This is a genomic window from Vibrio sp. 10N.222.54.A3 (assembly GCF_041474095.1).
GTDB lineage: Bacteria > Pseudomonadota > Gammaproteobacteria > Enterobacterales > Vibrionaceae > Vibrio > Vibrio crassostreae_C.
In genome coordinates this window covers 61346-76384 of the sequence record NZ_JBFRTN010000016.1, presented here as the reverse complement: position 1 = coordinate 76384, position 15039 = coordinate 61346, and the positions used below count along the sequence as shown (strand labels likewise).

Here is a 15039-nt window from a genome sequence, read left to right as displayed (position 1 = left end):
CTAAGCGGAGAAGAGCCCTATATGTAAGTCAAAAGTCACAATAATGGCTGAAGGATAACTTTGGTTCTAACTTGAAAAGGGGCAGAAACAAGCTAGTAAAACAGCACCAACCCTCACCACTTTCATAAAGAAAACCTTTAACACGTTAAACCATGATTTATTGCACTTAAACGTGGTCACGAACCGTCTGACGATAAATTCGAAAGCCTCTGAGGTGACTCTAAGCTCCCACAAACACCTGTATTCCTCCTCACACTGATCTATTTCTCTCTTTTCGCAGTACAAGTTATTAATTATTCGATATAAATCGCTTTCTTTTTCAAATTGTTGTCTACAGTTTTATAGAGCTTGTCGCTTCAGTAATTGCCACAAGTAACGACACCTTTTGATGGTAGGTTTTGGTTATAAGGAAAGGAAATGGAAAGCCCAATTGTCACACTCACACATGCCAGCAAAAGCTTTGTTGATGGTAAAGACACTCATAGCGTGTTGGAAAATGTCGACTTCGCTTTGGCAACAGGGGCAAGCGTGGCTTTGACAGGGGCGAGTGGCAGTGGAAAGAGTACTCTGCTTAACATCATTGCGGGGTTTGAACCTCTATCCGGTGGAGAATTGTGGCTTGATGGCGAGAACACATCAAATTGGAAAGATCCACAATGGAGCCGATTTCGTCATCAAAAATTGGGCGTTATCTTTCAACAGTTCAACTTACTAACCCCACTCAACGTAAAACAAAACATCGCCTTCCCGCTCCATTTGAATCAACAAAAATGGAGCGACTGGTGCGATTATTTAGTTGATGCATTGGGTATCAACGAGTTACTCGAAAGACATGTATCCGCACTCTCTGGCGGTCAGCAATAACGAGTCGCAATAGCGCGCGCGCTAGCCCATAAACCCAAACTATTGCTTGCCGACGAACCCACAGGCAACCTCGACCACAAAGCAGGGTTAGAGGTTATGAAGCTGCTGAGTGAAATCACCACTCAAGGCAACACTGCGGTGCTTTTGGTTACGCACAGCCCAGAATGCGCCAGCTTTATGCAGACAAAATTGGTGTTAGATGATGGTTGTTTAAGGAACGCCGATCTAACCCCAAGAGCAGCAGCGTTGTGAGTAATCCAATGAAGCAAACTGGCTTCGCTCAGAACCAGCTCACCCATACCAAACTGACTCTGAATCTATTCGCGGCGCACTATCGTCAATCACCATTGCAAGCCGCAGCGATTCTGATCGGCATTGTGTTAGCGGTCACCTTGTTTGTCGCAGTGCAAGCCATCAACCTCAATGCCAAGCGCAGTTATGCAGAATCGACCGAGCAACTTAGCGCTCAAGCGCAGAACCTTATCATTCCACCAGCAGGGCAAAACTATTTGCCGGAATCGCTCTACTTCAGCTTAAGACAAAGTGGATTAAGCGCAGCGCTACCTGTTATAGAAGGGCGAGTAAGAGACGAGCAAGGTCGACGTTGGTCAGTTCAAGGCAGTGAGTTGATCGCCGCCCTCACTTCAAGATCTCGTCACGCTCGCGTCGACGAACAAAGCAACACTCAAACCAAAGAACCAAACATTTCCCTGTTCGACAATGCCTTACCTTTGCCGCAACTCTTAGCGGGTGAACCCATTGTGATGATGAGCCAGTCGCAACACCAGAACTTGGGAGGAGTAGACACACTCACTTTGGATGAAGTGCTCACTCAAGTGGTAGTGCTACCAGATGAATGGCAGCTAGGTAGCCGAATGTTGATGGATATTGGGTTCGCTCAGCAACTGCTTAACAAGCAAGGGCAACTGAGCTACATCGCTATTTTTGACACTAAGAGCGACACTAAGAGCAATCCTCAGGATAAATGGCAAAGCCTTATTGGCGAGCAAGGACGATGGATTTCCAACAACCAAAGTACGGATCTGGGCTCAATTACCGATAGCTTTCACCTCAATCTCACCGCCATGAGTCTGTTGGCGTTTTTGGTTGGCCTATTCATCGCTTACAATGGTGTGAAGTACAGTTTACTGAAGCGTAATCGGCTATTGGTGCAAATTCAACAAGCCGGCATTGCGCCAAGCATCGTGTTTTCAGCTCTGTTAGTCGAGCTGACTCTTTTAGTCACACTAGGCGCGTCGCTTGGTTTCATTCTCGGCATCCAACTCAGCCATTGGCTGCATCCAACCGTCGCGATAACACTTGAGCAACTTTATGGTGCAACACTGCTTCCCGGTACATGGCAGTGGCAATGGTTAGTGCAGGCACTGCTACTCACGCTGGCCGCAACGCTTGTCGCTTGTTGGCAACACTTTAAACAGCGGGTGCGACAACCCCTCTCTTCCCATGGCGGTTTCTATCAAGCGCCGGAAACGTCTAACGAAAATCAGCTGTTTGTTATCGGGTCAGTATTAACTATTCTCGCGTTAGCAGGTTTATGGATGAGCGAACATCATCGCTTCACCATGGCATGGCTCGGTGTGTTAGTGGTATCGATTCCTTTGTACCTGCCCAAAACGCTAAGCGTGCTAGCGAACTGGAGCGAAAAACGCACCCAATCGGGGTTAATACAATATCTGTTTGCTGAGCTACGTGAACTTATTTCCCCTCTCTCCCTTGCCATGATGGCGTTGCTTCTCGCTGTCACCGCCAATATCGGAATGAATACCTTAGTCGGCAGCTTTGAATCCACGTTAAAGCAATGGCTTGAACAGCGCTTACATGCCGATATTTACGTTAGCCCTGCCCAAGGTGAAATCGCGAATGTGGAACGTGCGTTGGAGCAGTTTGAAAATGTTGAAACCGTTTATAAGCAATATTATGTCGACGATAACTTGCAGGGCTTACCTACTTTGCTCGGCACCAAAGACAAAAACACACTTGAGCAAACCATGGTATTTCAATCCCACCTTGATGATTTCTGGACGCGCTTTTACCAAGGTGAATTCGTGGCGATCAGCGAACCTACGGCAGTGAAGCTCGGCTTGTCCCTTGGAAGCCGACTAAAGCTCGACGCGATCCAAGACAAAACACTCATCGTCGGGGCGATTTTCCATGATTACGGCTCACCGAATGGCGAAGTGTTGCTTGCACCTAATTTATGGCTCGAAAGCGGGTTTACTGACTTACCCACCAGCTTGGGAATCAAAGTATCTGGCGACCCACAAGTGGTGTACGAACAGCTACGCCAACAACTCAATTTGCACCCTAGCCAGCTTTACGATCAAGCACAGATCAAATCGATCGCTTTAGATATCTTCTCACAAACCTTTGCTATCACTCGGGCGCTTAATGGCGTCACTTTAATGGTGGCGGTGATTGGGTTGTTCTGCGCCTGTTTCATGTTGCTCGATGCACGCAAAGCCGCCATTGCAAGGTTGTACGCGCTCGGTGTTAGTCAGAAAAAATTGATGGCGATGGTGGTCGGGCAAATCGTTGTTCTGGTCGCCTTTACTCTGGTTATCGCCTTACCACTCGGCGCTATGGTCGGTTATGTGTTGACGGACATCGTTACCCTGCGCGCCTTTGGTTGGAGTTTAAATTCTGTGTGGAATTGGAGTGATGCACTCAGCATCGCAACCATCACCATTTTAGTGGCAGTGATTGCGACCTTGATTCCACTGTGGCGTTTGGTCAGCAAACCCGTGGTATCCAGTTTACAGAGTGAGGTGTTGTGATGAATCGAACAATGAGAGTTTTCGTTCTCACACTTGGCATCTTGCTCCTTTTAGGGTGCGATGAATCCACTCAACCATCAGCTCAAAATATGGGCTCAATACTTGGCACTGGAAAACAAACCGACGATGAAACACAAAAAGAGACTGATCAATTCACACCGGTAGTTAAAGGTATCGACATCGCCTTCCCTGCCGACCATCAAGCACATCCAGATTTTCGTCATGAATGGTGGTATTTAGCCGCAAACTTAATTGATGAAGAAGACAATGTGTTAGGTGTGCAATGGACACAGTTCCGCTTTGCGGCTGCACCACATGAAAGTGGCAATAGCACCAAGGAAACTACGTGGCAAAGTCAGCAGATTTACATGGCGCACAGCGCTGTCACCACTAAAAATAGACACTATGCCGATGAAAAATGGTCACGTGACCAAGCTGAACTGGCGGGTGTAAGCGATTCGCCGTTTCGTGTTTACCTCGATGATTGGCAATGGACGTCGACGACCGATGACCTGTTCCCAGCTACATTGGTCGCTAACTCGTGTCAATTTGGATATTCGCTTAAGTTAACCAACAACGCGCCATATCAAAAGCAAGGCGAACAAGGCTACAGCACTAAAAGTAGCGATGGCAAAGTGGCTTCCTATTACTACAGCCAACCATTCATCAATGTATCGGGCGAGGTAACTATTGATGGCGTCACCCATCAAGTTTCCGGCAAAGGTTGGATAGACAGAGAATGGAGCTCGCAGTTTTTACTCGACTCGCAACAAGGTTGGGATTGGTTTGCGCTAAGGCTGAGTGATGAAACCAGCTTGGTGGTATTTCAACTTCGAAACTCAACTACAGGCAAAGCCAGCTATTCTCATGCGAGGTTGATGAATCAAGATGGCTCCGGCATCGCGATTAAGCAGCAAGACATCAGCTTAACCGCCATCAAGCAAACTAAAATCGACGGGCGTGACTACCCAACAGAGTGGCAAGTTTCGATTCCAAGCCAGCAAATAGAACTGACCGTCTCGGCACTCAATCCAAATGCCAAAATGCCGCTGTCGGTTCCTTATTGGGAAGGGCCAATTGAAATCAAAGGTTCTCATTCTGGGTCTGGCTATATGGAGTTGACTGGGTATTAGATTGTGTATTAATACAGGTGGAATCTAACAACAAATACATCGCGATAACCATCAACTAAAACACTTTCAACCAAAACCTCCACCACGGAGGTTTTTTGTTGTTTCACGTGTTCTATTTATCTTAACGCCTGTTGAAAAATATCTAATTTAACCAAACGATGAGCTCCCCTAAAATACCAATCTTATGCTTAGGGGAGATAGAACATGATTAGCTCAGTACACAATGACGAACTCAACAAATACATAGAGAAACTAGACTTAAACCTTACCAAGGCTCAGGTTCGTGAACTTGGTTGGCAGCAAAGTAATGAAGAGGTAGGAAAAGAAAAAACAGTATTAGGCTCGTGGTTTTTCTTTTCTTTCTTTGGCTTATGTACGTCTGCATGTCTTGCGCTGCTAATGTATATCTCATGAAGATAAACAAAACAATGACCACGTATAACCAGCATGGAACCTTCAATTGGTTCGAGGTCGACGGAGAAACGTACATACTGTTCAAAGTGGGCAGCAACAGTGCTCTATTGAACCAACACTATGAGGATGTCACCGAACAACAGAGCGAAATATATGGGCTGTTAAGGGCGATTCCATAAGCTCATACTGCACGTATTCACTTATGGTCTATCTATTCACTTGTGGTCTATCTACGCACTAACTAGCGCAAACATCCGTTCTTTTGGCAACAAGACCGAGCTACAACAAACGGTTCTTATACTGCTCTGGCGTTTGGTTCGCGTAACGTTTGAACATGGTGATAAATGGGCTTGCTTGGTTATAACCCAATGTAAGAGCGACCTCTTTAACCGATTGGCCGTTTCTCAACAAGTCCATTGAGTATAGGTAGCGGACACGCAGTCGCCACTCGGTAAAGCTCATTCCAAGCTCGGTCTGGCAGTGGCGAGAAAGGGTTCTTTCCGTGGTGTGGACACGTTCAGCCCAATCTTTCAGCGTCACTTCATCGGTTGGGTTCTCTTCAACAGAAGCCAATATAGGCGCTAGATACTTATTATCGGTTGAAGGCAAGAAGTGGTGTTCAACCTCACGCTGCGCAAGTTGGTCAAGCAGTACCTGAACGAGCCTTTGGTCTTGCTCGGTTTCCGCAACATTGATCCCACGATCGCGAAAATCATCGATAATAGAAGACACAATCGGCGTGATCTTTATAAGGCTGGTTTTATCTGGCAGGTGTTGCGTGAGTTCTGGGGCGATATTTAGTGAACAGTAGTCCAAAGGCTTACGGTTATAACTGCAATGCATCACCCCGGCCGGTACCCAAATCGCTAGATGTGGTGGCGCTAGAAATCGAGTGCTTTCCGCTTCCATCTCTAATATACCACCACTGATCAATTGAACCTGTCCCCATGAGTGGCTATGAACTCGGGTTTCAGTGTTCGAAAGAAACGCGTCAAAATTCATAAATACGTTGGATGGTGCCTTATCAATTAATAAGGATGGATGAAGGTTTCTGGAGTGTTTTTTCAAACTTGTCTTCCTATCGCGCTTAATGTCTTTATAAAGATACTTGTAAGTATAACGACCTGTCAAACTAGCCGCATCAACTCATTCGCCACGGAATTCACATGCATTACCTATTACCATTTTTTACAGTCTGTATCTGGGGCGCCAATGCAATCGTCAACAAGCTTGCTGCAAACACCATAGAACCTAGCGCGATGAGTTTTTACCGCTGGTTTTTTGCGATGTTAATTCTCACGCCTTTCTGTATTCGCCCGGTGATGAAGCAGTGGGCTGTCATTAAGCCAAACCTATCGAAATTAGCGTTCCTCGGCTTTTTGGGCATGGTGTTGAACCAATCTCTAGGTTACTACGCCGGCTTAACCACAACCGCTTCCAACATGGCATTGATCACGTCTCTAGTCCCGTTGATCAGTGTATTTCTAAGCGTTCCTTTGTTGCACAAGTCCATTTCTAGTTTAAGTATTGTTGGCGGTGTGTTGTCACTGTCAGGCTTAGCTCTGATGTTAGGCAAAGGCGACCCTTTGTTCTTCATGCATCAAGAATTGACTCAAGGCGATGGCTATATGCTGATTGCGGCCTTTGTTTATGCTTCTTACTGTGTGCTATTGAAACGCTGGAAAATGCCCATCAGTAGCTGGGTGGTGATTTACATTCAGGGTCTGTTTGCTGTCGCGATGCTTACGCCACTTTGGCTTACCAGCGAACAACTGTTACCACCGCAACAAGCGATCCCATTGATAGCTTACGCCGCGGTTGCCGCTTCGATTTTAGCGCCTTGGATGTGGGTGAAAGCAATTGACACCATTGGTGCTGACTCAAGTGCGATGTTCATGAATTTGCTTCCGGTTGTTGCGATCGTATTAGCCGCGACATGGCTTGGTGAAGAGATTAACCAGTTCCACATCATTGGTGGTGTGATGGTGATTTCAGGTGTCATCCTTGCTCAAATCAGAAGAAAACCAAGGCTTGAGGCTCCTCTCCCTCAACAAAGCTAAACGCATTACCCAACGCTCACATTAGGGTAAAAATTCAAACTCACGTTTCACACAGCAAATGAGAGTGGCTACTGTAATCCATACTATGATGAGCCCTTACAGCAAGCGAGTAAAACGGAAGATTAGTCTAAACGCTTTACTTTATATCAGCACGATGAGTCGTTACTCAACTATTCTTCAGCAGTTATACCTTTATATCATTATAATCACACTCGATTAGTGCGAAATACACTCAAAGGCTTCCCTAACAACAATCCGAAAGGAAATATCTACGCGAAGGATCTATACTTCATAAAAGAGTAAAAGTGAGCTGAAGAATAAATAGTTTTAACTACCACTTTAGTGGTAATTGCGATAAAGTCACTTTAACTAAACCAAACAAGCAACGGTTAGTTGGCAAACAATAAAAGGTACCGACATGAGTACCTAAAGGCTTAGAAACACCTAGCATTACGCTAGGTGTTTTTTTTGCAATCTACCCTTTCTTTTAGCTTACTCTCGATTGTCTTTCCGTGTTTATCTCTCACCTTGAAACTCAATAACCATCAATATTCATCGGTTCGTCATCCGTTTGAAAAAAATAGTCTTAACCGTGAGATTATCCGCTTTAATTTCTATCATCTTATGTATATTGTTATTAGCAAGTAACAAGCATGTTATGCAGCATAATAATGAAGGAAGATAGATGAGCAGTAACAATAGCCGACAAGATGGTAAACGAGACGTTACTCTGCGTTTTTTAGCTGAACCCGGGGATGTGAACTTTGGTGGTAAAGTTCATGGTGGCGCAGCAATGAAATGGATCGATTTAGCAGCCTACGCTTGTTCCGCAGGTTGGAGCGGTAAATACTGTATAACAGCCTATGCAGGCGGAATTCGATTCGTTGCCCCAATTCATGTAGGCAACCTTGTGGAAGTAAGTGCAAAGGTCATTTACACAGGTTCATCTTCAATGCATATCGCTATCGACGTGCAAGCAAGCGACCCTAAAGAGCTCAATAACCGCCTAACAACTCACTGTATCGTTATTATGGTCGCTGTCGATGAGAATGGTAATCCGACTAAAGTGCCAGAGTGGATACCAGAGACGCCAGAAGACATCGAATTACAAGATTCGGCTATTCGCCTAATGAACATGCGAAAACAGATTGGTGAAGAGATGGAAGCTCACGTGAAGTACCTGAAATAAGGTCCACCAGCAGCCCTCCCCCTATAAAACTTTATTACAATGCCAAGCGCCTGCTTGGCATTGATCTATTTGATACCTTGCCAAATCCGCTGCACACCCAATACAGACGATAAGAGCGTGATACCCAGCCAAAGGTTGAAATGAATCGGCACTTGTTCACTGATTTATTTTGACTGTAATAAAGTCGTCATTTTGCTCTGATTAAATACCGCCAATCATAATAGATGCATTTGAATTTCTTGGAGCCACTCTTGAGCGTCATACGCCCCACTCTTAGCGAGTCTACACTGAACAATTTAAAGGCTGTTGAGTACCAATGGGTTAGAACTTTGTACGTCGAAGGCTACGACAGCAATGAAATCAACCACTATATCCAAACGTGTTTCGGTGGAGATCCGACATTTGCCGATCTATTTCGTCGCGTGGCACTCGATCAAGAAAGTATCTATGTGTTGTTGCAACACTTAGGTTGTGCTCCTTCTAGTAAAGAGTTCTAACTTCTAAGTCCAACCAAAAACCAGAAGCATAAATAAACCCACCTCCATAATCCTCATGAATGTCACTTGAATATTTTGTAACTACCTCTCGCTTACCCATACATTTTCAGTGCAATTTCAGGTTTTGTTGCATACAAATCATTGAAGTATCACGCATTGGAATATTCACAACATATCAATAGTACAACAGCCACTTATACTGAGTGTCTGATTTGTGAGACTAGTTCATTTCTACAAGTAACCAAAATGAAGTGGTCGGTATTTAGGAGAGAAGTAACTCGAAACTTTGGGTTTTAAAGTAGATATGAGCGCGATAGTTAACGAGTAACGCTGACACAAAAAACAAAAAGTAGCAGGCATAAAAAAACCCAAGTAAATACCTGGGTTAGAGTTACAAAAACCACTAATCATTAATAGCGTAAGGAACCTGATTAGTAGCCAGCTATGCGTAACCTGAGGGTTATTTTTATTACTGATCGGCGGCCAAACCAAATGATGTAATAAAAATGCCAATATAGAGCGACCTAACGGTCGCTCTTTTTCTTTCTTATAGAGTACAGCTTATCCTTTTACACCACCTGCCGTCAAACCACCAACTAACCAACGTTGAGCAAGTAAGAACACGATAGTAATCGGAAGTGCTGATAGTACAGCCGCTGCCGCAAAGTCACCCCATAGGTAGTTCTGAGGGTATAGGTACTGCTGCATACCTACTGCTAGCGTGTAAGAGTTCACATCTGTAAGTAGGATAGACGCTACTGGCACCTCACCCACTGTCGCGATGAAAGATAAGATAAACACAACCGCTAGGATTGGCACAGACAGCGGTAGTAGAACCAGTCTGAATGCTTGCCAAGGCGTTGCACCATCAAGGGCTGCTGCCTCTTCCAGAGAGTTATCAATCGTCTCAAAGTAACCCTTAATCGTCCATACGTGCAGTGCAATACCACCTAGGTAAGAGAAGATTAGACCACCGTGTGTGTTCAAGCCTAAGAACGGAATGTATTGACCAAGTTTGTCAAACAGCGCGTAGATTGCTACTAGAGCCAATACTGCTGGGAACATTTGGAAAATCATCATCGCTTTCAGGATTGTGTTCTTACCTTTAAAGCGCATACGAGCAAACGCGTAAGCCGATGTCGTAGACAGTGTCACAATCAGAATCGATGTGATACCTGCAACCTTCACTGAGTTCCATAACCAAGTTAGCACAGGGAACGGAGGTGACGTTACCGAGCCATCTGCGTTCGTTACTGACATACCCAATGCTAACTTCCAGTGTTCCAATGATGGGTTATCTGGAATCAAACTACCGGTTGCGAAGTTACCTTCACGGAACGAGATCGCGATGATCATCAGTAGTGGGAAGATAATCATTGCCAAGAAGCACCACAACACTGCATGCGTTGCCCACACTCGGTATTTAAGGCCTTTACCTTGTACCATAGCCATTGTCGTGCTCCTTAATCTTGAGACAGTTTAGTGAAACGAAGGTTTAGTAACGCTAGTGCACCAACCAATAGGAAGATAAGCGTTGCGATAGCACTTGCTAGACCGAAGTCTTGACCGCCGCCGCCTTCGAATGCAATTCGGTACGTGTAGCTTACAAGCAAGTCTGTGTAACCCGCTGGCTCAGAAGTACCAATCATGTTCGGGCCACCGTTCGTCAATAGTTGAATCATTACGAAGTTGTTGAAGTTAAAGGCAAACGCTGCAATCAATAGCGGTGTAAGCGGTTTAATCATCAATGGGAACGTAATGCGCTTGAAGTTATCAAGGAAGTTCGCACCATCGATTGCTGACGCTTCGTATAAATCATCAGGAATCGCTTTAAGCAGACCCATACATAGAATCATCATGTAAGGGAAACCTAGCCATGTGTTAACCATCAACACCATGGTTTTCGCTAAGATAGGGTCTGAGAACCAGTTCGGGCTTAAGCCGAAGATATTCTCGAGCACCATGTTGATCTCACCAAAGCTTTGGTTGAATAGACCCTTAAAGATAAGAATCGAGATAAACGCGGGTACGGCGTAAGGCAGAATCAGTAGAACACGATAAATAGAACGACCTTTCAACTCTTCCCATTGCACGATGTTAGCCAATACAAGGCCGATAACTAGCGTGAACGCTACGGTACATACCGAGAAGATAACCGTCCAAATAAAGATGCTGATAAACGGTTCTTTAATGCCGTCATCTTTCCATACACGCTCAAAGTTATGCGTACCAATGCTAACCACGAAACCTGGAGAGATGGTATTACCCGTAAACTCACCATTTGCATCAACAGGCTGGTAGAAACCCACATCCATATTTGGCTTGAGAACTTCACCCGTTTCATTGTTGATTAACGTTTCTTCATCGTCTTGTAGCGTGTAAAGCGGAGCAACAGAAGCAAACTTACGTAAGCCACTCATGCGGATGTCACCACCGTCAGGTAGATTGAAATCAACACCACTGATTGCTGCTCGGTTTTGAATGATCGCTTTGATCTTCTCTTTTTCACCTTGCGCAGACTCAATAACAGATAGGTCCATCTCTGTTTCTGTCATATTGTCTAGAGAAAATACGTCAGTCGCTAACAGTTGATCGCCATCTTTTACAACGATCTGGTGACCGTCATCTGTCTTGTACAAAGTAAATGGGTAGCTCTCACCGCTTTGGAAAGAACGGTCTAAAAGAACGGTTTGAGTGCGCTCTAGAGAAAGTTGGTTTTTCGCGCTGTAGTTAGTAAACGCAAGCCCTACGGTGTATGCCAATGGGAAAAGAATGAACAAGATCATTCCGGCAATACCTGGGTAAATATAACGGTGGGCGTAAGTTTTTTTACTACCAAAAATGTAAAGTGCCAAAGCCGTTAAGATCACTGTAAGCAGCGCAAAAGCGAGCTCACCGCGAGAATACATTAGAATTGTAGCGTAGCCGTTTATTAAGCCAACGCTACCAAGCAACCCCCATTTGATGAAGACGCTTTTACTGCCTGGAAGGCTTGATGGTGCTGGGATAGCATCTGTACCTTGAACTGACTGCATAGAGGAACCTGCTAGCGATATAGATAAAAAATAGAAAAGTAAGGAGAGGTTACCCCCTCCTTAAAAGGTAGTGCTTGGGTGTTACTTAACCATACGACCTTCAGCAGCTTTTAGTGCTTGGTCTACTGATTGACGGCCGTCAACTACGTTGCCGATCGCTTCTTCCATGCTGTACCAGAATGTTGTGAACTGAGGGATGTTAGGCATGATTTCACCGTTCATCGCGTTGTCCATTGTTGCTGCAATACGAGTATCGCTGTCTAGTTGACGTTGGAAAGAGTTAAGAGCAACAGCGCCTAGTGGCTTGTCGTCGTTCAGGCTCTTCATACCTTCATCTGTTAGTAGGTAATTTTCCATGAACTCAACAGCTAGGTCGCGGTTTGGAGACGCAGTGCTGATACCACCTGCCCATACACCAACGAAAGGTTTAGACGCTTTACCGTTGAACTTAGGTAGTGTTGTTACGCCATAGTCTACGCCAGCTTTCTTGATGTTTTCCCAACCCCAAGGGCCGTTGATTGTCATTGCAACGTTACCTGCAACGAATTCAGACTCAGCTACTGAGTAATCCATGTCTGCAGAGATAACTTTGTCTTGTACCATCTTCTCGATGAAACCTAGAGACTTCTGAACACCTTCAGTCGCTACGCCCGCATCTTTAATGTCGTAACCTTCTGCAGTCTGTTTGAATGCGTAGCCGCCGTCAGCTGCAAGTAGAGGCCATGTGAAGTAAGCGCCGCCACGTAAAGGCCACATGATCGCTTTCTTGCCGTCTTTCTGAAGTTCAGCGTTAAGTGCTGGGATTTCTTCCCAAGACTTAGGTGGGTTAGGAACAAGTGCTTTGTTGTAAATTAGGGAAACTGACTCAACAGCAACAGGGTATGCGATTGTTTTACCCTCGTATGAAACAGCGTCCCATGCGAAGTCTACGATACCTTCTTTAGTCTCTTTAGAAGGTTTGATATCAACAAGAAGTCCCGCTTCTGCATAGCCGCCAAAACGGTCATGTGCGTAGAAGATCATGTCTGGGCCATCGCCAGCTGCTGCTACTTGAGGGAATTTTTCTTCTAGCTTGTCAGGGAAAGCGACGGTTACTTTAACACCAGTATCTTCTTCGAAGCGTTTACCTACTTCAGCCATGCCTTCATAAGCTTTGTCACCACCTACCCAGATTGTTAGTTGTCCTTCTTCGATAGCAGCATTTGCACCAAAAGAACCCAGAGCAACTATTGTACCTAGAGCTACAGCGCTTAGAGCGTTTTTCATGTGAATATCCTTTTTATATTTATACGTAGGGCACATCTACCAAGATGAGCCAGTTTTCGGAGGTTATGATCTGAGAAAACAGACCCTAGCTCATCATCCTAGCCACTACGCCCTAGCTATTATGGCTTAAATTCGTGATCGCCATCCGGTCAGATTAGAGACTGCAATCACAAAACGTATACTCATCGTGATCAACATCACCGTTACGTGGTGGATTTATTTGAACTGGATCGCCAATTATTAATAACCCCGTATATCTACTCCTCCCCTCCTACTCCCCCTAGTTAATTTCCCATTGGGAGGATGTACCCTTACGCCATTTCACCGAAACTGCATTCATCCAAGAGTGGATAGTAAGAACCCTTTACCGGCAAGTGTTATGCGTTGACGCATTATTCATTTAGTTGGCTTCACTGCCCGCTGGTGTCTTATATTAGCATCGAGCTAAATCTGTGATTGAATCACGGGGGAGGTTTAGCTGAATGTGGGGGAAATGGGCATCAGTTTGGCTATGACGGGTGGGCTTGGTTAAAGAAGCCAAGTCTCACCCACTTTTTTCTTACTCACTCAATACTTACCAATTCCTACAGTTACTGCTGACCCAAAAATTTCTTATAATGATAAGCAGTAAAACTTAAAATTTGATCGATCGAGGACAAGCTAGATGGCGAGTGTCACGTTAAAAAACGTTTATAAATCATATGGTGATGTACAGATTTCTAAGGACGTAACCTTAGACATCAACGAAGGTGAATTCGTAGTATTCGTTGGACCATCAGGTTGTGGTAAATCGACGCTATTACGTTGTATCGCAGGTCTAGAAGACATTACGTCTGGTGATTTGTACATTGGCGACAAACGCATGAATGACGTTGAACCGTCAAAGCGTGGCGTAGGTATGGTATTCCAATCGTACGCGCTTTACCCTCACCTTAACCTATACGACAACATGTCTTTCGGTCTTAAGCTAGCAAACGCAAATAAAGCTGAAATCGACAAGCGTGTTGAACATGCGGCAGAAATTCTTCAGCTTGGTCACCTTCTTGAGCGTCAACCTAAAGCATTGTCTGGTGGTCAACGTCAACGTGTTGCGATTGGTCGTACTCTGGTTTCTCAACCAAACGTATTCCTACTTGATGAGCCTTTATCAAACCTAGATGCCGCGCTACGTGTTCAAATGCGTTCGCAAATCACCAAGCTACAGCGTCAACTGGGTTGTACCATGATCTACGTTACCCACGACCAAGTGGAAGCGATGACAATGGCGGATAAGATCGTTGTTCTGGATGGTGGTTATGTATCTCAAGTCGGTAAGCCGCTTGACCTTTACCACTACCCTCAAAACCGTTTCGTTGCTGGCTTTATTGGCTCACCGAAGATGAACTTCATGTCGGTACACATTGAACAAGCTGAAGCAGAACGCGTATTGGTACAACTTTCTAATGGCATGACTTTCTGGATCCCTGTTGATGGTACGACTGTCAATGCTGGCGATCGTATGTCTCTGGGTATTCGCCCTGAACACTTGATGTCTGCTGAATCAGGTGACGCGACGATTGAAGCTGACGTGATGATGGTAGAGAAACTAGGTAACGAAACTCAGGTTTACCTAAACCTTGAAAGTGCCGATGCTGATGTTATCTATCGCCAGCCAGACACGTTGAAAATCGAATCAGGTGACAAGTTGGCGATTGGTATTCCAGCGCACCGTTGTCACCTGTTCCACAGCGATGGCCGCGCATGTCGTCGTTTGTACAAAGAATACGGCACAGACTAATCGCTTAGC

12 protein-coding genes and 2 pseudogenes are annotated in these 15039 nt (G+C 45.1%); 10 read left to right on the top strand and 4 right to left on the bottom strand.

Annotated features, from left to right (window positions below; translation table 11 throughout):
- Positions 1 to 417 precede the first annotated feature (417 nt).
- The 5 genes and pseudogenes from AB4507_RS04700 (at position 418) to AB4507_RS04680 (ending at position 5385) form a co-directional block, all read left to right on the top strand.
- Positions 418 to 1116: pseudogene (locus tag AB4507_RS04700) on the top strand (ABC transporter ATP-binding protein).
- A gap of 8 nt (positions 1117 to 1124) precedes the next feature.
- Entirely contained in the window at positions 1125 to 3659 is a 2535-nt protein-coding gene (locus tag AB4507_RS04695) for an ABC transporter permease (protein ID WP_372182309.1), read from the top strand.
- An 11-nt stretch (positions 3660 to 3670) separates the two neighbouring features.
- A complete protein-coding gene (locus AB4507_RS04690; protein ID WP_372182308.1) occupies positions 3671 to 4792 on the top strand; it encodes a lipocalin-like domain-containing protein in 1122 nt (373 codons plus the stop codon).
- A gap of 204 nt (positions 4793 to 4996) precedes the next feature.
- The gene (locus AB4507_RS04685) at positions 4997 to 5206 is read left to right on the top strand and encodes a hypothetical protein (protein WP_017060055.1); all 210 of its coding nucleotides are present in this window, start codon (positions 4997 to 4999) and stop codon (positions 5204 to 5206) included.
- On the top strand, positions 5203 to 5385 hold the full coding sequence (locus AB4507_RS04680; protein WP_104216241.1) for a hypothetical protein: 183 nt from the start codon (positions 5203 to 5205) through the stop codon (positions 5383 to 5385). Before AB4507_RS04685 ends, AB4507_RS04680 begins: the two co-directional genes overlap by 4 nt.
- Before the next feature lie 100 nt (positions 5386 to 5485).
- On the opposite strand, the gene AB4507_RS04675 is transcribed toward AB4507_RS04680, so the two are convergent.
- On the bottom strand, positions 5486 to 6274 hold the full coding sequence (locus AB4507_RS04675; RefSeq protein WP_372182307.1) for a helix-turn-helix transcriptional regulator: 789 nt from the start codon (positions 6272 to 6274) through the stop codon (positions 5486 to 5488).
- A gap of 98 nt (positions 6275 to 6372) precedes the next feature.
- On the opposite strand from AB4507_RS04675, the gene AB4507_RS04670 reads away from it, so the two are divergent.
- The 4 genes and pseudogenes from AB4507_RS04670 to AB4507_RS04655 all read left to right on the top strand — a co-directional run bounded on the left by AB4507_RS04670 (position 6373) and on the right by AB4507_RS04655 (position 8952).
- Positions 6373 to 7266 (top strand): DMT family transporter, encoded by an 894-nt coding sequence (locus AB4507_RS04670; protein WP_372102771.1) that lies wholly within the window; start codon positions 6373 to 6375, stop codon positions 7264 to 7266.
- 48 nt (positions 7267 to 7314) lie between these two features.
- Positions 7315 to 7569: pseudogene (locus tag AB4507_RS04665) on the top strand (peptide ABC transporter substrate-binding protein); the annotation flags it as partial.
- 382 nt (positions 7570 to 7951) lie between these two features.
- A complete protein-coding gene (locus AB4507_RS04660) occupies positions 7952 to 8455 on the top strand; it encodes an acyl-CoA thioesterase (RefSeq protein ID WP_372182306.1) in 504 nt (167 codons plus the stop codon).
- A gap of 224 nt (positions 8456 to 8679) precedes the next feature.
- Positions 8680 to 8952 carry a hypothetical protein gene (locus AB4507_RS04655; RefSeq protein WP_019822928.1) on the top strand — a complete coding sequence of 91 codons (273 nt, stop codon included), beginning with the start codon at positions 8680 to 8682 and terminating at the stop codon, positions 8950 to 8952.
- Between the two features lie 561 nt (positions 8953 to 9513).
- Here AB4507_RS04655 and malG read toward each other — a convergent pair.
- The 3 genes from malG to malE form a co-directional block, all read right to left on the bottom strand.
- Positions 9514 to 10404, bottom strand: coding sequence for a maltose ABC transporter permease MalG (gene malG / locus AB4507_RS04650; RefSeq protein ID WP_017060050.1), 891 nt, complete (start codon positions 10402 to 10404; stop codon positions 9514 to 9516).
- A gap of 11 nt (positions 10405 to 10415) precedes the next feature.
- Positions 10416 to 11987, bottom strand: coding sequence for a maltose ABC transporter permease MalF (gene malF / locus AB4507_RS04645; protein WP_017060049.1), 1572 nt, complete (start codon positions 11985 to 11987; stop codon positions 10416 to 10418).
- Between the two features lie 81 nt (positions 11988 to 12068).
- Entirely contained in the window at positions 12069 to 13253 is a 1185-nt protein-coding gene (malE, locus tag AB4507_RS04640; protein WP_017067915.1) for a maltose/maltodextrin ABC transporter substrate-binding protein MalE, read from the bottom strand.
- 664 nt (positions 13254 to 13917) lie between these two features.
- Between malE and malK the strand changes: the two genes are divergently transcribed.
- Complete coding sequence (gene malK / locus AB4507_RS04635) at positions 13918 to 15030, top strand: maltose/maltodextrin ABC transporter ATP-binding protein MalK (protein ID WP_048609791.1); 1113 nt, start codon at positions 13918 to 13920, stop codon at positions 15028 to 15030.
- The last annotated feature ends 9 nt before the right edge of the window (positions 15031 to 15039 follow it).

Coding starts and splice junctions, on each gene's coding strand:
- malG (WP_017060050.1), bottom strand. CDS start 10,404: ATGGCTATGGTACAAGGTAAAGGCCTTAAATACCGAGTGTGGGCAACG.
- AB4507_RS04685 (WP_017060055.1), top strand. CDS start 4,997: ATGATTAGCTCAGTACACAATGACGAACTCAACAAATACATAGAGAAA.
- AB4507_RS04680 (WP_104216241.1), top strand. CDS start 5,203: ATGAAGATAAACAAAACAATGACCACGTATAACCAGCATGGAACCTTC.
- AB4507_RS04695 (WP_372182309.1), top strand. CDS start 1,125: ATGAAGCAAACTGGCTTCGCTCAGAACCAGCTCACCCATACCAAACTG.
- malK (WP_048609791.1), top strand. CDS start 13,918: ATGGCGAGTGTCACGTTAAAAAACGTTTATAAATCATATGGTGATGTA.
- AB4507_RS04660 (WP_372182306.1), top strand. CDS start 7,952: ATGAGCAGTAACAATAGCCGACAAGATGGTAAACGAGACGTTACTCTG.
- malE (WP_017067915.1), bottom strand. CDS start 13,253: ATGAAAAACGCTCTAAGCGCTGTAGCTCTAGGTACAATAGTTGCTCTG.
- AB4507_RS04670 (WP_372102771.1), top strand. CDS start 6,373: ATGCATTACCTATTACCATTTTTTACAGTCTGTATCTGGGGCGCCAAT.
- AB4507_RS04655 (WP_019822928.1), top strand. CDS start 8,680: ATGCATTTGAATTTCTTGGAGCCACTCTTGAGCGTCATACGCCCCACT.
- AB4507_RS04690 (WP_372182308.1), top strand. CDS start 3,671: ATGAGAGTTTTCGTTCTCACACTTGGCATCTTGCTCCTTTTAGGGTGC.
- malF (WP_017060049.1), bottom strand. CDS start 11,987: ATGCAGTCAGTTCAAGGTACAGATGCTATCCCAGCACCATCAAGCCTT.